This is a genomic window from Franzmannia pantelleriensis (assembly GCF_900102875.1).
Taxonomy (GTDB): Bacteria; Pseudomonadota; Gammaproteobacteria; order Pseudomonadales; family Halomonadaceae; genus Franzmannia; species Franzmannia pantelleriensis.
This window is the reverse complement of sequence record NZ_FNGH01000012.1, coordinates 146,878-160,402: the sequence shown is the minus strand read 5'-3', so window position 1 is coordinate 160,402 and position 13,525 is coordinate 146,878. Positions and strand designations below refer to the sequence as shown.

The 13,525-nt window shown below is 64.7% G+C and carries 15 protein-coding genes and 2 rRNA genes; 10 read left to right on the top strand and 7 right to left on the bottom strand.

What is annotated here, in order from left to right:
* A 23S ribosomal RNA gene (locus tag BLT16_RS15795) occupies positions 1-108 on the top strand; the annotation flags it as partial.
* A gap of 81 nt (positions 109-189) precedes the next feature.
* Positions 190-305, top strand: a 5S ribosomal RNA gene (gene rrf / locus BLT16_RS15790).
* 480 nt (positions 306-785) lie between these two features.
* Here rrf and hisC read toward each other — a convergent pair.
* Entirely contained in the window at positions 786-1,850 is a 1,065-nt protein-coding gene (hisC, locus tag BLT16_RS15785; protein WP_089659471.1) for a histidinol-phosphate transaminase, read from the bottom strand.
* A gap of 126 nt (positions 1,851-1,976) precedes the next feature.
* On the opposite strand from hisC, the gene BLT16_RS15780 reads away from it, so the two are divergent.
* The 6 genes from BLT16_RS15780 (at position 1,977) to mnmH (ending at position 8,296) form a co-directional block, all read left to right on the top strand.
* On the top strand, positions 1,977-2,861 hold the full coding sequence (locus BLT16_RS15780) for an AEC family transporter (protein ID WP_089659470.1): 885 nt from the start codon (positions 1,977-1,979) through the stop codon (positions 2,859-2,861).
* A 74-nt stretch (positions 2,862-2,935) separates the two neighbouring features.
* On the top strand, positions 2,936-4,045 hold the full coding sequence (locus tag BLT16_RS15775) for an alkene reductase (protein ID WP_089659469.1): 1,110 nt from the start codon (positions 2,936-2,938) through the stop codon (positions 4,043-4,045).
* A 105-nt stretch (positions 4,046-4,150) separates the two neighbouring features.
* The gene (locus BLT16_RS15770; protein ID WP_089659468.1) at positions 4,151-4,600 is read left to right on the top strand and encodes a copper resistance protein NlpE N-terminal domain-containing protein; all 450 of its coding nucleotides are present in this window, start codon (positions 4,151-4,153) and stop codon (positions 4,598-4,600) included.
* A 115-nt stretch (positions 4,601-4,715) separates the two neighbouring features.
* Positions 4,716-6,095 carry a DNA repair protein RadA gene (gene radA, locus BLT16_RS15765; protein ID WP_089659467.1) on the top strand — a complete coding sequence of 460 codons (1,380 nt, stop codon included), beginning with the start codon at positions 4,716-4,718 and terminating at the stop codon, positions 6,093-6,095.
* A 45-nt stretch (positions 6,096-6,140) separates the two neighbouring features.
* Complete coding sequence (gene selD, locus BLT16_RS15760) at positions 6,141-7,178, top strand: selenide, water dikinase SelD (protein ID WP_089659466.1); 1,038 nt, start codon at positions 6,141-6,143, stop codon at positions 7,176-7,178.
* The gene (mnmH, locus tag BLT16_RS15755; protein WP_089659465.1) at positions 7,175-8,296 is read left to right on the top strand and encodes a tRNA 2-selenouridine(34) synthase MnmH; all 1,122 of its coding nucleotides are present in this window, start codon (positions 7,175-7,177) and stop codon (positions 8,294-8,296) included. The genes selD and mnmH overlap by 4 nt, the downstream gene beginning before the upstream one ends.
* Here mnmH and BLT16_RS15750 read toward each other — a convergent pair.
* Entirely contained in the window at positions 8,249-8,941 is a 693-nt protein-coding gene (locus BLT16_RS15750; protein ID WP_089659464.1) for a type 1 glutamine amidotransferase, read from the bottom strand. The two genes, mnmH and BLT16_RS15750, sit on opposite strands and share 48 nt — an antisense overlap.
* Before the next feature lie 65 nt (positions 8,942-9,006).
* On the opposite strand from BLT16_RS15750, the gene BLT16_RS15745 reads away from it, so the two are divergent.
* Together BLT16_RS15745 and BLT16_RS15740 are read left to right on the top strand one after the other, a co-directional pair.
* The gene (locus BLT16_RS15745; protein WP_089659463.1) at positions 9,007-9,303 is read left to right on the top strand and encodes an MGMT family protein; all 297 of its coding nucleotides are present in this window, start codon (positions 9,007-9,009) and stop codon (positions 9,301-9,303) included.
* 50 nt (positions 9,304-9,353) lie between these two features.
* On the top strand, positions 9,354-9,956 hold the full coding sequence (locus BLT16_RS15740; RefSeq protein ID WP_089659462.1) for a YjaG family protein: 603 nt from the start codon (positions 9,354-9,356) through the stop codon (positions 9,954-9,956).
* On the opposite strand, the gene BLT16_RS15735 is transcribed toward BLT16_RS15740, so the two are convergent.
* From BLT16_RS15735 to hisB, 5 genes are all read right to left on the bottom strand, one after another.
* A complete protein-coding gene (locus BLT16_RS15735; RefSeq protein ID WP_089659480.1) occupies positions 9,953-10,468 on the bottom strand; it encodes a hypothetical protein in 516 nt (171 codons plus the stop codon). The two genes, BLT16_RS15740 and BLT16_RS15735, sit on opposite strands and share 4 nt — an antisense overlap.
* Positions 10,469-10,487: 19 nt before the next feature.
* Complete coding sequence (gene hisF / locus BLT16_RS15730; RefSeq protein WP_089659461.1) at positions 10,488-11,261, bottom strand: imidazole glycerol phosphate synthase subunit HisF; 774 nt, start codon at positions 11,259-11,261, stop codon at positions 10,488-10,490.
* 3 nt (positions 11,262-11,264) lie between these two features.
* The gene (hisA, locus tag BLT16_RS15725; protein WP_089659460.1) at positions 11,265-12,023 is read right to left on the bottom strand and encodes a 1-(5-phosphoribosyl)-5-[(5-phosphoribosylamino)methylideneamino]imidazole-4-carboxamide isomerase; all 759 of its coding nucleotides are present in this window, start codon (positions 12,021-12,023) and stop codon (positions 11,265-11,267) included.
* 76 nt (positions 12,024-12,099) lie between these two features.
* Entirely contained in the window at positions 12,100-12,741 is a 642-nt protein-coding gene (gene hisH, locus BLT16_RS15720) for an imidazole glycerol phosphate synthase subunit HisH (RefSeq protein WP_089659459.1), read from the bottom strand.
* A 49-nt stretch (positions 12,742-12,790) separates the two neighbouring features.
* On the bottom strand, positions 12,791-13,384 hold the full coding sequence (hisB, locus tag BLT16_RS15715; protein ID WP_089659458.1) for an imidazoleglycerol-phosphate dehydratase HisB: 594 nt from the start codon (positions 13,382-13,384) through the stop codon (positions 12,791-12,793).
* Positions 13,385-13,525 lie beyond the last annotated feature (141 nt).

The window sequence follows — 13,525 nt, the reverse complement described above, 5'->3', positions numbered from 1 at the left end:
TTGCGCCTCCTGAAGGGCCCAGCGAGACTAGCTGGTTGATAGGCACGGTGTGGAAGCACAGCAATGTGTTGAGCTAACGTGTACTAATGGCCCGTGAGGCTTGACCATATAACCCCAAGGGGTCTGTGGATTACGACGCAGTTGCGGATGCGTTGAGACGTATCGTTGGCATGATTCCTTTGTTTTTCGCCTGACGACCATAGCGTGCGGGAACCACCTGATCCCATGCCGAACTCAGCAGTGAAACCGCTCAGCGCCGATGGTAGTGTGGGGTCTCCCCATGCGAGAGTAGGTCATCGTCAGGCACTTATTTAGAAGCCCCGGCCATTGGTCGGGGCTTTGCCGTTTGAGGGTCTCCCATGGAGAGTAGCGGAGCGCCGCCCGGGTCGTCAGGCACTTATCCCGAAAAAACCCCGAGCATCCAGTGCTTGGGGTTTTTTCATGGGCATGGGGAAACCCGCTCTTTATACGTGGGGCCGCTTCGCGGGCCGGCCCCTCGCCGGCTCGGGGCGTTCGACCGCCCTCGCGGCGGTGCCGCGAAGGGCCGGGCGGTCTCACCCCCATGCGACCCGTTTGTCGGGAACAAACGGGAACCGCTTCAGCGGGCCCGAAGGGCGAGTCTCAGGATGAGACGAGTCGAGTATCGGGACGCCGACCGGGTACATCGTCAGGCACTTATTCAGAAGCCCCGATCATCATGAGATGGTCGGGGCTTCGTCGTTTGCGGGGCTCCCATCCTCATTCAACCCCCCAGCCTTCTAGAGGCTGGGGGGGCGTTTGAGGCGTCAGCTTGGTAGGCGACAAAGACCTTCGAGTGCCTCGACCAGGCTGTCCATTTCATCGTCGGTGCCGATGGAGATGCGCATGAAATCGCGCAGTGCCTCGGTATTGAAGTGGCGGACCAGAATGGCGCGTTCACGCAAACCGGCAAACAGCTGGGCCGCATCGACTTGAGGATGGTGTACGAGCAAGAAGTTGGCTTGAGAGGGCAATACCTCGAAGCCTAATTCGTTCAGACGCTGACGGGTGCGCTCGCGGGTGGTGATGACCTTCTCGCGGCACGCCTCGAAGTGTTCGACGTCCTCCAGCGCGGCAACGCCGGCGGCAGTGGCCAGGCTGTCGATAGGATAGGAGTTGAACGAGTTCTTGATGCGCTCCAGCCCCTCGATCAACTCGTGGGAACCGATTGCATAGCCGAGCCGTAGGCCGGCGAGGCTCCGCGACTTGGAGAAGGTTCCGGTCACCAGCAGGTTAGGATAGCGTGCTACCAGCGGCACGACGCTCTCGCCCCCGAAATCGACATAGGCTTCATCGACCAGCACCACGCACTCCTGGATGCGTTCGAGCAGGGCGGCGATCGCTGCGCGGGCGTGACCATGGCCGGTGGGGGCGTTGGGGTTGGCGAAAATCACCCCACCACTGTCGCTGCTGAAAGACTCCAACGGGACCTGCCATTCGTCATCGAGTGCCAGGGTGCGGTAATCGATACCGTACAGACGACAATAGACCGGGTAGAAGCTATAGGTGATGGCAGGCATCATCAGCGGCTTGTCCTGGCAGAAGAACGCCTGGAAGGCCAGTGCCAGTACCTCGTCGGAGCCATTGCCGACGAACACCTGATCGCGCTCGACACCGTGAGCCTCGGCGAGGGCCTGACGCAAGGCGCTAGCCTCGGGGTCCGGGTAAAGGCGCAGGTGGTCGGCAGGGTAGTCGCGTAGCGCCTGCTCGACACCGGGCGCCGGTGGGTAGGGGTTTTCGTTGGTGTTCAGCTTGATCAGCTGCTCACGTGGCTGCTCGCCGGGCACATAGGGGGTCAGTTCCCGTACGATCGGGCTCCAGAACTTGCTCATGGTCACTCACTAGATAGGGCGCGCGTGGGCGCTTGTGGATAGCACTTTGGTCATGGTGACGTGGCCTCTCGCGCAGCGCAAGCGTCGACCATGCTAGGCTGTGCCGCTTAGCCTAGGGATAGCTCGATGATTGCTCAAATTCTCGCCACCTTACTGCCGGTGTTCCTGATTGCCGGCTGCGGCACCCTGTATGGGCGCTTCCGAACGCCGGATATTCGCGGGCTGAACACGCTCAACATGGAGCTGTTCGTTCCGATGCTGGTGTTTGCCGTGCTGGCCGATGGTCAGGCGCCGCTCGAGGAGTATGCCGGTCTTGCCGCGGCGGCGGCCATCGTGGTGCTGGGCTCGGGGCTGCTGCTGTGGCCGTTGGTCAAATGGTTGCGCCTCGAGCCCAAGACATTCCTGCCGCCGATGATGTTCAACAACTCCGGCAACATGGGGATCCCGCTGCTGGTGCTGGCCTTCGGCGAAGCAGCGCTGCCGGCGGCGGTGGTGGTGTTCATTGTCGAGATGTTACTGCACTTCTCGGTGGGGTTGTACATGCTCAGCCCGCGTACGCCGATGTGGCGGCTGCTGCGGATGCCGATCGTGCTGGCCAGTATCGCCGGCCTGGCGGTTAACCTGAGTGGAGTGATGCTACCCGGCTGGCTGCTGGAGGCACTGCACATGCTAGGCAATGTCTGCATCCCGCTGATGCTGTTTGCCCTCGGCGTACGCATGCTCGATATCGACTTCGGTGACTGGAAGACCGGTGCCCTGGGGGCGGTGCTGTGTCCGCTGTCGGGTCTGATCATTGCCGCACCGCTGGTCTGGCTGTTCGACCTGACCGGCCTGCAGGCAGCGACGCTGTGGGTGTTTGCCGCCCTGCCGCCAGCGGTTCTCAACTATCTGGTCGCCGAACAGTATCGCCAGGAGCCGCAGAAGGTCGCATCCCTGGTGCTGATCGGTAACCTGGGTAGCCTGGTGGTGATGCCGATCGTGCTGGGGTTGGTGTTTGCCTATGGTGGTTGAGTGAACCGGGGCCTTGATTAGCCCTCTAACGATCTCCATCTACCGAGGTACGACACACATTACAGGGAATCATGATGACCTACCCCAAGTTGTTATCGCCACTGACAGTGGGCAGCGTCGCGCTGCCCAATCGCGTGATCATGGCGCCGCTGACCCGGGCACGTACCCCGGATGGCGTGCCCGGCAAGCTTCAGCAGCGCTACTATGCTCAACGCGCCAGCGCCGGGTTGATCATCAGCGAGGCGACCAATATCTCCCCCACCGCACGCGGCTATGTGTATACCCCGGGCATCTGGTGCGATGCCCAAGTGGAAGGCTGGAAAGGCGTGGTAGATGCGGTGCACAACGAGGGGGGGCGTATTGCGCTGCAGCTGTGGCATGTTGGCCGGATTTCCCACGAGTCGGTGCAACCCGACGGTCAGGCACCGGTGGCACCCAGCGCGCTGCGTGCCGAAGGCGCTAACTGCTTCATCGAGTTCGAGGATGGCAGCGCCGGACAGCATCCGACCAGCACACCGCGTGCGCTGGAGACCGACGAGCTGCCGAGCATCGTCGCCGACTATCGCCACGCGGCACAGAATGCCAAGCGGGCCGGTTTCGATATGGTCGAGGTGCATGCCGCCAACGCCTACCTATTGCAGCAATTCATGGCGACCGGCAGCAACCGCCGCAACGACCGCTATGGTGGTAGTGTCGTCAACCGCGCACGGTTGGTGCTGGAAGTGGTCGATGCGGTCTGCGAAGTGATGGGTGCCGGCCGTGTAGGGATTCGTCTGTCTCCGTTCATCGAGATATTCGGCCTCCAGGACGACGAGCCCCAGGCGATGATCGACTATCTGGCCGAGCAGCTGTCGCGCCGCGACATCGCCTACGTGCATATCAACGAACCGGACTGGACCGGCGAGGGGCCGCAGCTGACCGACGACTTCCGTCGCGGGCTGCGCGAGCGTTTCAGCGGCACACTGATCTATTGTGGTCACTATACGGCGCCGCGCGCAGAGGCGTTGATCGACGATGGGCTGGGGGATGCCGCGGCCTTCGGGCGGCCATACATTGCCAATCCCGATCTGGTCGAACGCTTTGCCGAGGGTGCCGAGCTCAACGAGCCGGATCCGGCGACCTTCTACGGTGGCGGTAGCGAAGGCTATACCGATTATCCTCAGCTCGCCGACGCTACCGCCTGAACGCGACAGGCGCGCGGAACTGTCCGCGTGCCATGCTTGTCGGTTATGCTGTGAGGTAGTGGTCGCGGTTCGCGACACTTAGGCCCAATGGTTAGGAGGACTCTCATGCGAATCAGGACGTTGCTGGCCGGTTCTGCCGTGCTTGCCGTGATGGCGGGCTGTGCCGCCGGCCCGACGGAAGGCCCCGCGCCGGACATGGCCGCAGATGGGGAAGCGGTCTATCAGGGCACGCTACCCTGCCGCAACTGTGCCGGCATTGATATCGATGTGCGGATGATGGGCGATGAGCAGAGCGCCATAGAGGATCGTACCTTTGCCCTCGAGGCCAGTTATCGCGAGCATCCCCAGGATCCGCCTAGCGAGAACTACACCGGGAACTGGGAAGTCCTCAGCGGCAGCGCCGATGACCCCAACGCCACCGTCTACGAGCTGACGCCGGAAAACGAAGGCCAGATCTACTACTTCCTGCGCGTGGATGATGCCACCCTGGAGTTGATCGATCCCGAGCGCCGGCGTTTCGAGAATAACGACATGCTACAGCTGCAGCGTCAGTAAACGACGTATGCGGTAGCACTGCGGGGCGGCCTTAGGGTCGCCCCGCTGCGTTTCGGGAGTCGGCGGTATGGTCGCTGGCTGCTAGAATGGCGCTTCGTTTGCGTAAGAGGCGGCCATGGCCAAAGCGAAGAGTGCGTTCGTATGCACCGAATGCGGTGCCGAGTACAGCAAGTGGCAGGGCCAGTGTTCAAGCTGCCGGGAGTGGAACACCCTGAGTGAGGTGCGACTGGCCTCGGCGCGGCCGGGCGCCGGTGCTGCCCCGTCGAGCACCGGTCGCAGCGGTTACGCCGGTATCGTGTCCCGCGAAGTGGTCGACCTGGCAGCGGTGGATCTCAGCGAAGTGCCGCGCTTCTCGTCGACTTTCGGCGAGTTCGATCGCGTGCTGGGGGGCGGCCTGGTGCCGGGCTCGGCAGTGCTGCTCGGCGGCCACCCCGGGGCTGGCAAGTCGACGCTGCTGCTGCAGACCGCCTGTAAGCTGGCCCAGCAGAAGTCGGCGCTGTATGTTACCGGCGAGGAGTCGCTGTCCCAGGTGGCGATGCGCGCCCACCGTCTGCAGCTGCCCACCCAGGGGCTTAAGATGCTGGCCGAGACCAGCGTCGAGACGATCCTCGCCGTCGCCGAACGTGAACGTCCTGAAGTGCTGATCATCGACTCGATCCAGACCATGCACCTTGATGACATTGCCTCGGCGCCAGGCGGTGTGGCCCAGGTGCGTGAGTCCGCCGCGGCGCTGACCCGCTTTGCCAAGCAGTCCAACACCGTGCTGCTGCTGGTCGGTCATGTCACCAAGGATGGCTCGTTGGCCGGTCCCAAGGTGCTCGAACACATGATCGACGCCTCGCTGCTGCTAGAGGGCGGCGCCGACTCGCGCTTTCGCACCTTGCGAGGCCAGAAGAATCGCTTTGGGGCAGTCAATGAGCTGGGCGTGTTCGCGATGCTCGAGCACGGGCTCAAGGAGGTCAAGAATCCCAGTGCGATCTTCCTGTCGCGCAGCGAAGAGCAGAGTTCAGGCAGTCTGGTGATGGTGGTGTGGGAAGGCACGCGGCCGATCCTGGTCGAAGTGCAGGCACTGCTCGACGACTCGGCGCTGGGCAACCCGCGCCGGGTAGCGGTAGGTCTCGATCACAATCGCCTGGCCATGCTGTTGGCGGTGCTACACCGTCACGGCGGCTTGTTTACCGGTGACCAGGATGTCTTCCTCAACGTGGTCGGCGGGGTCAAGGTGCTTGAAACCAGCGCCGACCTGGCGGTGTTGCTGGCGGTGGTGTCGAGCCTGCAGAGCCGCCCGCTGCCCCGCGAGCTGGTGGTGTTCGGGGAAGTCGGCTTATCCGGCGAGATTCGCCCGGTACCCAGTGGCCAGGAGCGCATCGTCGAGGCGGCCAAGCACGGCTTCACCCGCGCCATCGTGCCGCGCGGTAATGCTCCCAAGAGTTCTCCGCCGGGTATGCAGGTGATCGCCGTGGACAAGCTTGCCGACGCCCTGGAGGCGCTGTAGCGCCGTCAGCTAGACTTAACCAATCACTGCAGCAAGGAGAGCCCGATGAGTGCCATTCGCCTGACCCAGTACAGCCACGGTGCCGGCTGTGGGTGCAAGATCGCTCCCGATGTACTCGACGGTATTCTCGCCAAGGCCGGCCCCGGCGCCGGTCACAAGCGGTTGATCGTGGGCAACCAGGGCCGCGAGGATGCCGCCGTCTACGATCTGGGCGACGGCCGCGGGATGATCGCTACCACTGATTTCTTCATGCCGATCGTCGACGATCCCTTCGACTTCGGCCGCATCGCCGCCACCAATGCCATTAGCGATGTATACGCCATGGGCGGCACACCGGTGATGGCGCTGGGAATTCTCGGCTGGCCGCTCGACAAGCTGGGCGCCGATGTCGCCGGTGATGTGGTCGCTGGCGCCCAGGCGGTATGCCGCGAGCTTGGCCTGGCGCTGGCCGGCGGGCACTCCATCGACGCCCCTGAGCCGATCTTCGGCCTGGCCGTCAATGGCCTGGTCGAGCTCGAGCACCTCAAGCTCAACAATGCCGCCAAGCCCGGCGACCTGCTCTACCTGACCAAGCCGCTGGGCGTGGGCATGCTGACGACCGCCGAGAAGCGCGGGCTGCTCGAGGCCGGCCATCAGGGCCTGGCCCGCGAGACCATGCTTAAGGCCAACGACATCGGCGTGGCGCTGGCCAAGGTCGAGGGCGTGCATGCGATGACCGATGTCACCGGCTTTGGCCTGGCCGGTCATCTGGCCGAGGTGTGTGCTGCCAGCGGCGTCGCCGCGCGGATCAACTTCAAGCAGCTGCCGCGTCTGGCCGAGGCCGAAGCCTATCGTCGCCAGGGTGCGGTGCCGGGAGGCACCGATCGCAACCGTCAGGCGCTGGGCGAGAGCCTGCCGGCGATGGACGAAGCGCACTGGCAGTGGCTGTGTGACCCCCAGACGTCCGGTGGCCTGCTGCTCTCGGTGCATCCATCCTGGGAGGACGACGTCGAGCGCATCGGGCGTGCCTACGGCATCGAGCTGCAGCCGTTCGGCGAGGTCCTCAAGGCCGACGGGCCGGCGCTGATCCGGGTGAGTGGATGAGCCAGCTGCCGCTGGTCGAGCCAGACCTGACGCTGCTGCGCGAGGGACGCCCGCTGATAGACGTGCGCGCCCCGGTGGAGTTTGCCCAGGGGGCCTTGCCCGGCGCGGTCAATTTGCCGCTGATGGACGATGAGGAGCGCCATCGGGTAGGTATCGCCTACAAGCAGCACGGTCAGCAGGCTGCCATTGCGCTGGGGGAGCAGCTGGTCAGCGGTAGCCTCAAGACGCGTCGCGTCGAGGCCTGGCAGCGGCTGCTGGCCAGGCATCCGGACGCCATCGTCTACTGCTTCCGCGGCGGACTGCGTTCCCAGGTGGCTCAGCAGTGGCTGGCCGAGGCCGGCATCCTGCGGCCGCGCATCCGCGGTGGCTGGAAGGCCATGCGCCAGGCGCTATGTGCGCGCATCGACGCTGCAGCCGAGCAGCCGCTGCTGGTGGTCGGCGGCTTGACCGGCTGCGCCAAGACCTCGCTGATCCAGCGGCTGTCCAACGGTCTCGACCTGGAAGCTTGTGCGCGACACAAGGGGTCGGCGTTCGGTCGGCACCCGCTGCAGTCGCCGTCTCAGATCGATTTCGAGCACGACCTGGGGCGCCGACTGCTGGCGTTATCCGGTCCGCTGGTGGTTGAGGACGAGTCGCGTCATATCGGGGTGGTCAATATGCCGTTGAGCCTCTGGCAGACCATGCAGCAAGCACCGCGTATCCGCGTCGAGATGCCGCTCGACTGGAGGCTGGCGCAGATTCGCAAGGACTACATCGACGACCTGTGGGAGATCTATCGCTCACAGTTCGGCGAATGGCTGGGCTGGGCGCTGATGCGCAAGCAGCTGGCCTCGGCGCTGGCGCGGCTTGCCAAGCGGCTAGGTAGCGCCCGGCTGGCGCGCCTGCAGCGGTTGCAGCAGCTGGCCTTCCGCGAACATGCCCGCGGCGACCGCCAGGCCCATGAGGCGTGGCTGGCACCGCTGCTCACCGAGTACTATGACCCCATGTACCGCCATCAGCTGGAGAAGGGAGAGCAGCGGTTCCTCCACGTTGGCGACTGGGACAGCTGCCTGGCCGTGGCGCGTGACTGGTCAGCCCGGCACGCTGCGCAGCCAGTCGAGCAGCACGCGGTCGAGTAGCGAGGCAAGTTGGTCGAAGCGCCGCGGGTCGGCGAGGATCTCGTCGTGGGGCTGGACGAAGCGCTGATCCGCGTCGGTTAGCGCCTCGGGGGTTGCCGCGAGATATCGGCGAGTGCTGGTCTCGGTGGCCTCGAGGTGGCACTGCAGGGCCACTACCCGACCGCCGTCCCAGCTGAAGCCCTGCACCGGGCTGGCGGCGCTGGCGCCGAGCGGCAGCGCACCTTCGGGGAGGCCGAAGATATCGCGGTGGCACATGAAGGCCTCGAACTGCTCGGGCAGGTCGAAGGGGCTGTCGGCGGCGAGGGTGATGCGGTGAAAGCCAAGCTCGGGATAGGTGCCGGGCGAGACGATAGCCCCCAGGCCCTCGGCGATGAGTTCGGCGCCAAAGCCGATGCCCAGCAGCGGCTTGCCGCTCTTCAGCGCGCGCTGGATGAGCTTGCGCTCGCGGCTCAGCCAGTCGGCGTGGCTCGGTGCCAGGCTCAGCGGGGCATCGAGCACGATTAGAGCGTCGCAGTCCTCGAGACGCGGCGGCGCCTCGCCACGGTGCAGCAGGCAGCCGTTGTAGCTATGGCCCATGCCGCTCAGCCAGTCGGTGAGCCGCGCTGGGCCAAGATGGTCGGCGTGGTGAAGAAAGTAGATATGCATATCGATCCATGATGAACAAGCCGCCATGCAGGTGTCCAGCGGTGGCGAGATGATGGAGGTGGCTAGTGGCCAATGCTGCGTTGCTCGAACAGATCTATACCATCGTCGCGCAGATTCCTGCCGGTCGCGTGACCACCTATGGACGTGTTGCCAAGATGACCGAGGGTGCCACGCCGCGCATGGTAGGTTCGGCGATGCGCCACCTGCCCGACGGGCATGGCCTGCCCTGGCACCGGGTGATCAATGCTACGCGTCGAGTGACCGATCACGGCGGCGCCCAGCGCCAGCGTGACAAGCTGCGCGCCGAAGGCGTGGTATTCGACTCCAGTGAGCGGGTGCCCGCTGCACTACTCTGGCCCTGAGGTCACCCCATTTGTTCAGTGTGGCCGAGCCGCCACCTCAAGGAGATATCATGAGCGCCTCTGCCCCCGGCTTCAATCAGCGTCTGCGTCAGCTCGGCCCGCGTCAGCGTCAGGCTTTTATGGCGACGCTCTGCGAACGATTGCTGCCCAACTATGCCCTGTACGCCGAGAACAGCGGACATGGCGACGTGCGTGGCCTGCGGGTGATTCTCGATCTGGTGTGGGAATCGCTGGCGGTGCGCGAAGCGAAGATCGACTTCGAGCGCCAAGCTGACAAGCTGGCCGAACTCGAACCGCCGGCTGACGATGACAGCTTCGGCGCACGCCGCGCGCTAGAGGCCGTGGTGGCGCTGTCGGCGCTGCTAGACACCCTGCGCGGCGATGCCGAGGAGGCGGTGTTCGAGGTCAGTCTCAGCTCCCGCGGCGGGGTGCGCGCCTTCATCGAGCTGAGCGAGGGCGAAGAGGACGATGCGCGGCTGGCCGAGCTGGTACGCGGGCATCCGCTGATGGAGGACGAGCAGGCCTTTCAAGGCGAAGTGCTGGATAGCGTCGAGCGCCACCCGCTAGATCGCGACACGCTCAAGGCGCTGCGCCGGCTGGGGCGCAACGACGGTATCAGCAATCTTGGACTCTCCCTCGACGATATGGCCTAGAAGCGGACGCCGCCGGTGACCATCATGCCGGCGGTGCCGAACACGATCAGGTCACTCTCGAAGCGCCCCCACTGCACGCCGATGCTGGGCAGGGCGGCTGGGGCAATGCCGTAGTGGTTGAAGGGGATGTTGTCCTGACGTTCGTCCTTGTAGCCGCGAAGTAGTCCTGCGGTCAGTTTGGCGCGCACGGTAACGTCCTCGCTGGGACGCCACAGGGGAAATTCGCGACCGGCATAGAAGTACCAGGTCGGCTGATCGAAGGAGTTCTTGAACCAGGCGGTGCCGGCCAACCAGCGGTGTGGGTTATGCAGCTCGATGCTGATCAGATCCTGCTGGTTGGTATGATCCGGCTGGGGGTTGAAGTGGCGTGTATAGAGGCTGGTCTGCACCAGCACGTGATCGAGCTCAAGGGTCGGTGGCCAGTCCAGCCGCGGCTCCTCGGCGGATGCCGTGGCGCTGATCGACACTGCTATGCCCAACACTACTGCTAGGAAGCCCTTCCGTGGTGTCATGTGCATGCCTTTCCTCGGGTTACAGACGCATCTCGATGCCGCGATCGGCCATGTAGCGCTTGGCGTCGGGGATACTGTACTCGCCGAAGTGGAAGATACTAGCGGCGAGCACCGCATCGGCACCTCCGTCGATCACGCCGGCGACCAGATGGTCGAGATTGCCGACACCGCCCGAGGCAATTACCGGTACGCTGACCGCATCGCTGATGGCGCGAGTTACGCCGAGATCGAAGCCGGCCTTGGTACCGTCGCGGTCCATGCTGGTCAACAGCAGCTCACCGGCGCCGTATTCCACCATGCGTTTCGCCCACTCCACGGCATCCAGGCCGGTGGGGCGACGCCCGCCGTGGGTGAAAATCTCCCAGCGCGGCGTCTCGCCCTCGGCGGAGACCCGCTTGGCGTCGATGGCGACCACGATGCACTGGCTGCCGAAGCGCTCGGTGGCCTCGCGTACGAACCCTGGATTCGTGACCGCCGCGGTATTGATCGAGACCTTGTCGGCGCCGGCGTTGAGCATGGTGCGGATGTCGTCGCAGCTGCGGATGCCACCGCCCACCGTCAGAGGAATGAAGACCTCACCGGCGATGCGTTCGACCATCTCCACGGTGGTACCGCGATTCTCGTGGCTGGCGGTAATGTCGAGGAAGGTGATTTCGTCGGCGCCCTGCTGGTTGTAGCGCTTGGCGATCTCCACCGGATCACCGGCATCGCGGATGCCGACGAAATTGACGCCCTTGACCACGCGGCCGGCGTCGACGTCGAGACACGGAATGATGCGCTTGGCGAGTCCCATGAATCAGCTCCCGGCCTGGGTGAGTTGGTCGCCCAGCTCGTCACACAGACGCTGGGCTTCGGCGACATCGAGGCTGCCCTCGTAAATGGCGCGCCCGGTGATGGCGCCGAGGATGCCATCGCCGGCCACCGCGCTCAGCGCGCGGATATCGTCGAGATTGGTGACCCCGCCGGAGGCGATCACCGGCAGGCCGCCGACCCTCGCCAGCTCGGCGGTGGCCTCGACGTTGACGCCCCCCATCATGCCGTCGCGGGCGATGTCGGTGTAGACGATGCTGGAGACGCCGTCGTCGGCAAAGCGCCTGGCAAGCTCAGTGGCCTTGAGCGACGAGACCTCCGCCCAGCCGTCGGTTGCCACGTAGCCATCGCGGGCGTCCAGGCCGACGATCACATGCCCGGGAAAGGCGCGGCACATCTCGTTGACGAAGGCAGGCTCCTTGACCGCCTGGGTGCCGATGATCACATAGCTGACGCCGGCCGCCAGGTAGTGCTCGATAGTCGCCGCGGTGCGGATGCCGCCACCGATCTGGATCGGCAGGTCGGGATAGGCGCGGGCAATGGCGGTGACGGCTTCGCCGTTGACCGGCTGGCCCGCGAAGGCGCCGTTGAGGTCGACCAGGTGCAGGCGCCGCGCGCCGGCCTCGACCCAGCGCGCGGCCATGGCGACCGGGTCGTCACCGTAGCTGGTGGCGTCGTCCATGCGGCCCTGTTTGAGGCGGACGCATTGGCCGTCCTTGAGATCGATGGCGGGAATTACCAGCATGTCGTGTCCTCTTCGGCGCCGTCGCAGGCGGCCGTATCTTGGATGAGTCGTCGTGGCGTCTGCGGCGGTATCCCGCTCACGGCGCCCAGTTGACGAAGTTCTCCAGCAGGCGCAGGCCCGCTGCCGAGCTCTTCTCGGGATGGAACTGGGTGGCGAATACCGGGCCACGACCGGTTGCCACGTGGGCCTGGGTGGTACCGTAGTCGGTGGTGCCGAATAGCGTGGCGTCGTCGCTGACGTCGACATAGTAGCTGTGAACGAAATAGAACCGTTCGCCGTCGTCGATGCCCTCCCACAGCGGGTGCGACTGGTGCTGGGACACCTGATTCCAGCCCATGTGCGGCACCTTGAGGCGATTGCCGTGGGCGTCGAGCATATCCACCGGGAAACGCCTCACGCGTCCCGGCAGGAAGCCCAGACAGGCCACACCGCCGTTCTCCTCACTGTCGTCGAGCAGCATCTGCTGGCCAACACAGATACCCAGCAGTGGCTTCTCGGCCTTGGCCAGCAGCTCGAGTACCAGCCCTTTGACCTCGCTGCGCTCGAGTTCCCCCATGCAGTCGCGAATCGCCCCCTGGCCGGGTAGCACCAGCCGCGTGGCCCCGTGGATACGGCGTGGGTCGCGGGTGACGACGACGTTCTCGTGGGTGACATGCTCCAGCGCCTTGGCGACAGAGTGCAGGTTGCCCATTCCGTAGTCGATCACGGCGATGGTCATGAGGCGCTCCTTACGGGGTGACGGTGGCGGGGGCCGTGTGCATCTAGGCTCACAGGCAGCCCTTGGTCGACGGCATCTGACCGGCCATGCGCGGGTCTGCAGCGACCGCCATGCGCAGGGCACGACCGAAGGCCTTGAAGATGGTTTCGGCCTGGTGGTGGGCATTGAAACCCTTGAGGTTGTCGATATGCAGGGTCACCTGGGCATGGTTGACGAAGCCCTGGAAGAACTCCCAGAACAGTTGGGTATCCAGACGGCCGATCGCGGCGCGGGTGAACTCGACGTCCATGAACAGCCCGGCGCGTCCCGAGAAGTCTACCACCACCCGCGACAGCGCTTCGTCGAGGGGCACGTAGGCGTGGCCATAACGATAGATGCCACGCTTGTCGCCGATCGCCTGGGCAAAGGCCTGGCCGAGGGTGATACCGAGATCCTCGACGGTGTGGTGATCGTCGATGTGCAGGTCACCCTGGGCCTGGATGTCGAGATCGATCAGACCGTGACGAGCCACCTGATCGAGCATGTGGTCGAGAAAGGGCACGCCGCTCTCGCCGTTCAGCCGGCCCTGGCCGTCGAGATTCACGCTCACCGTGATCTGCGTTTCCTTGGTATCGCGAGAAACCGTGGCGGTACGCTCGGTCATGGGGCTGAGTCTCCTGCGCTGGGCGCATTGGATATGGTAAACGAAAGCGTCGCCGGGTGACGTCACGGCGGTCGAGCCATCCATTATAGAGAATCGGCCGCCCCATCCGCTACAATGCGGGGCATTGACGGACGATCCGAT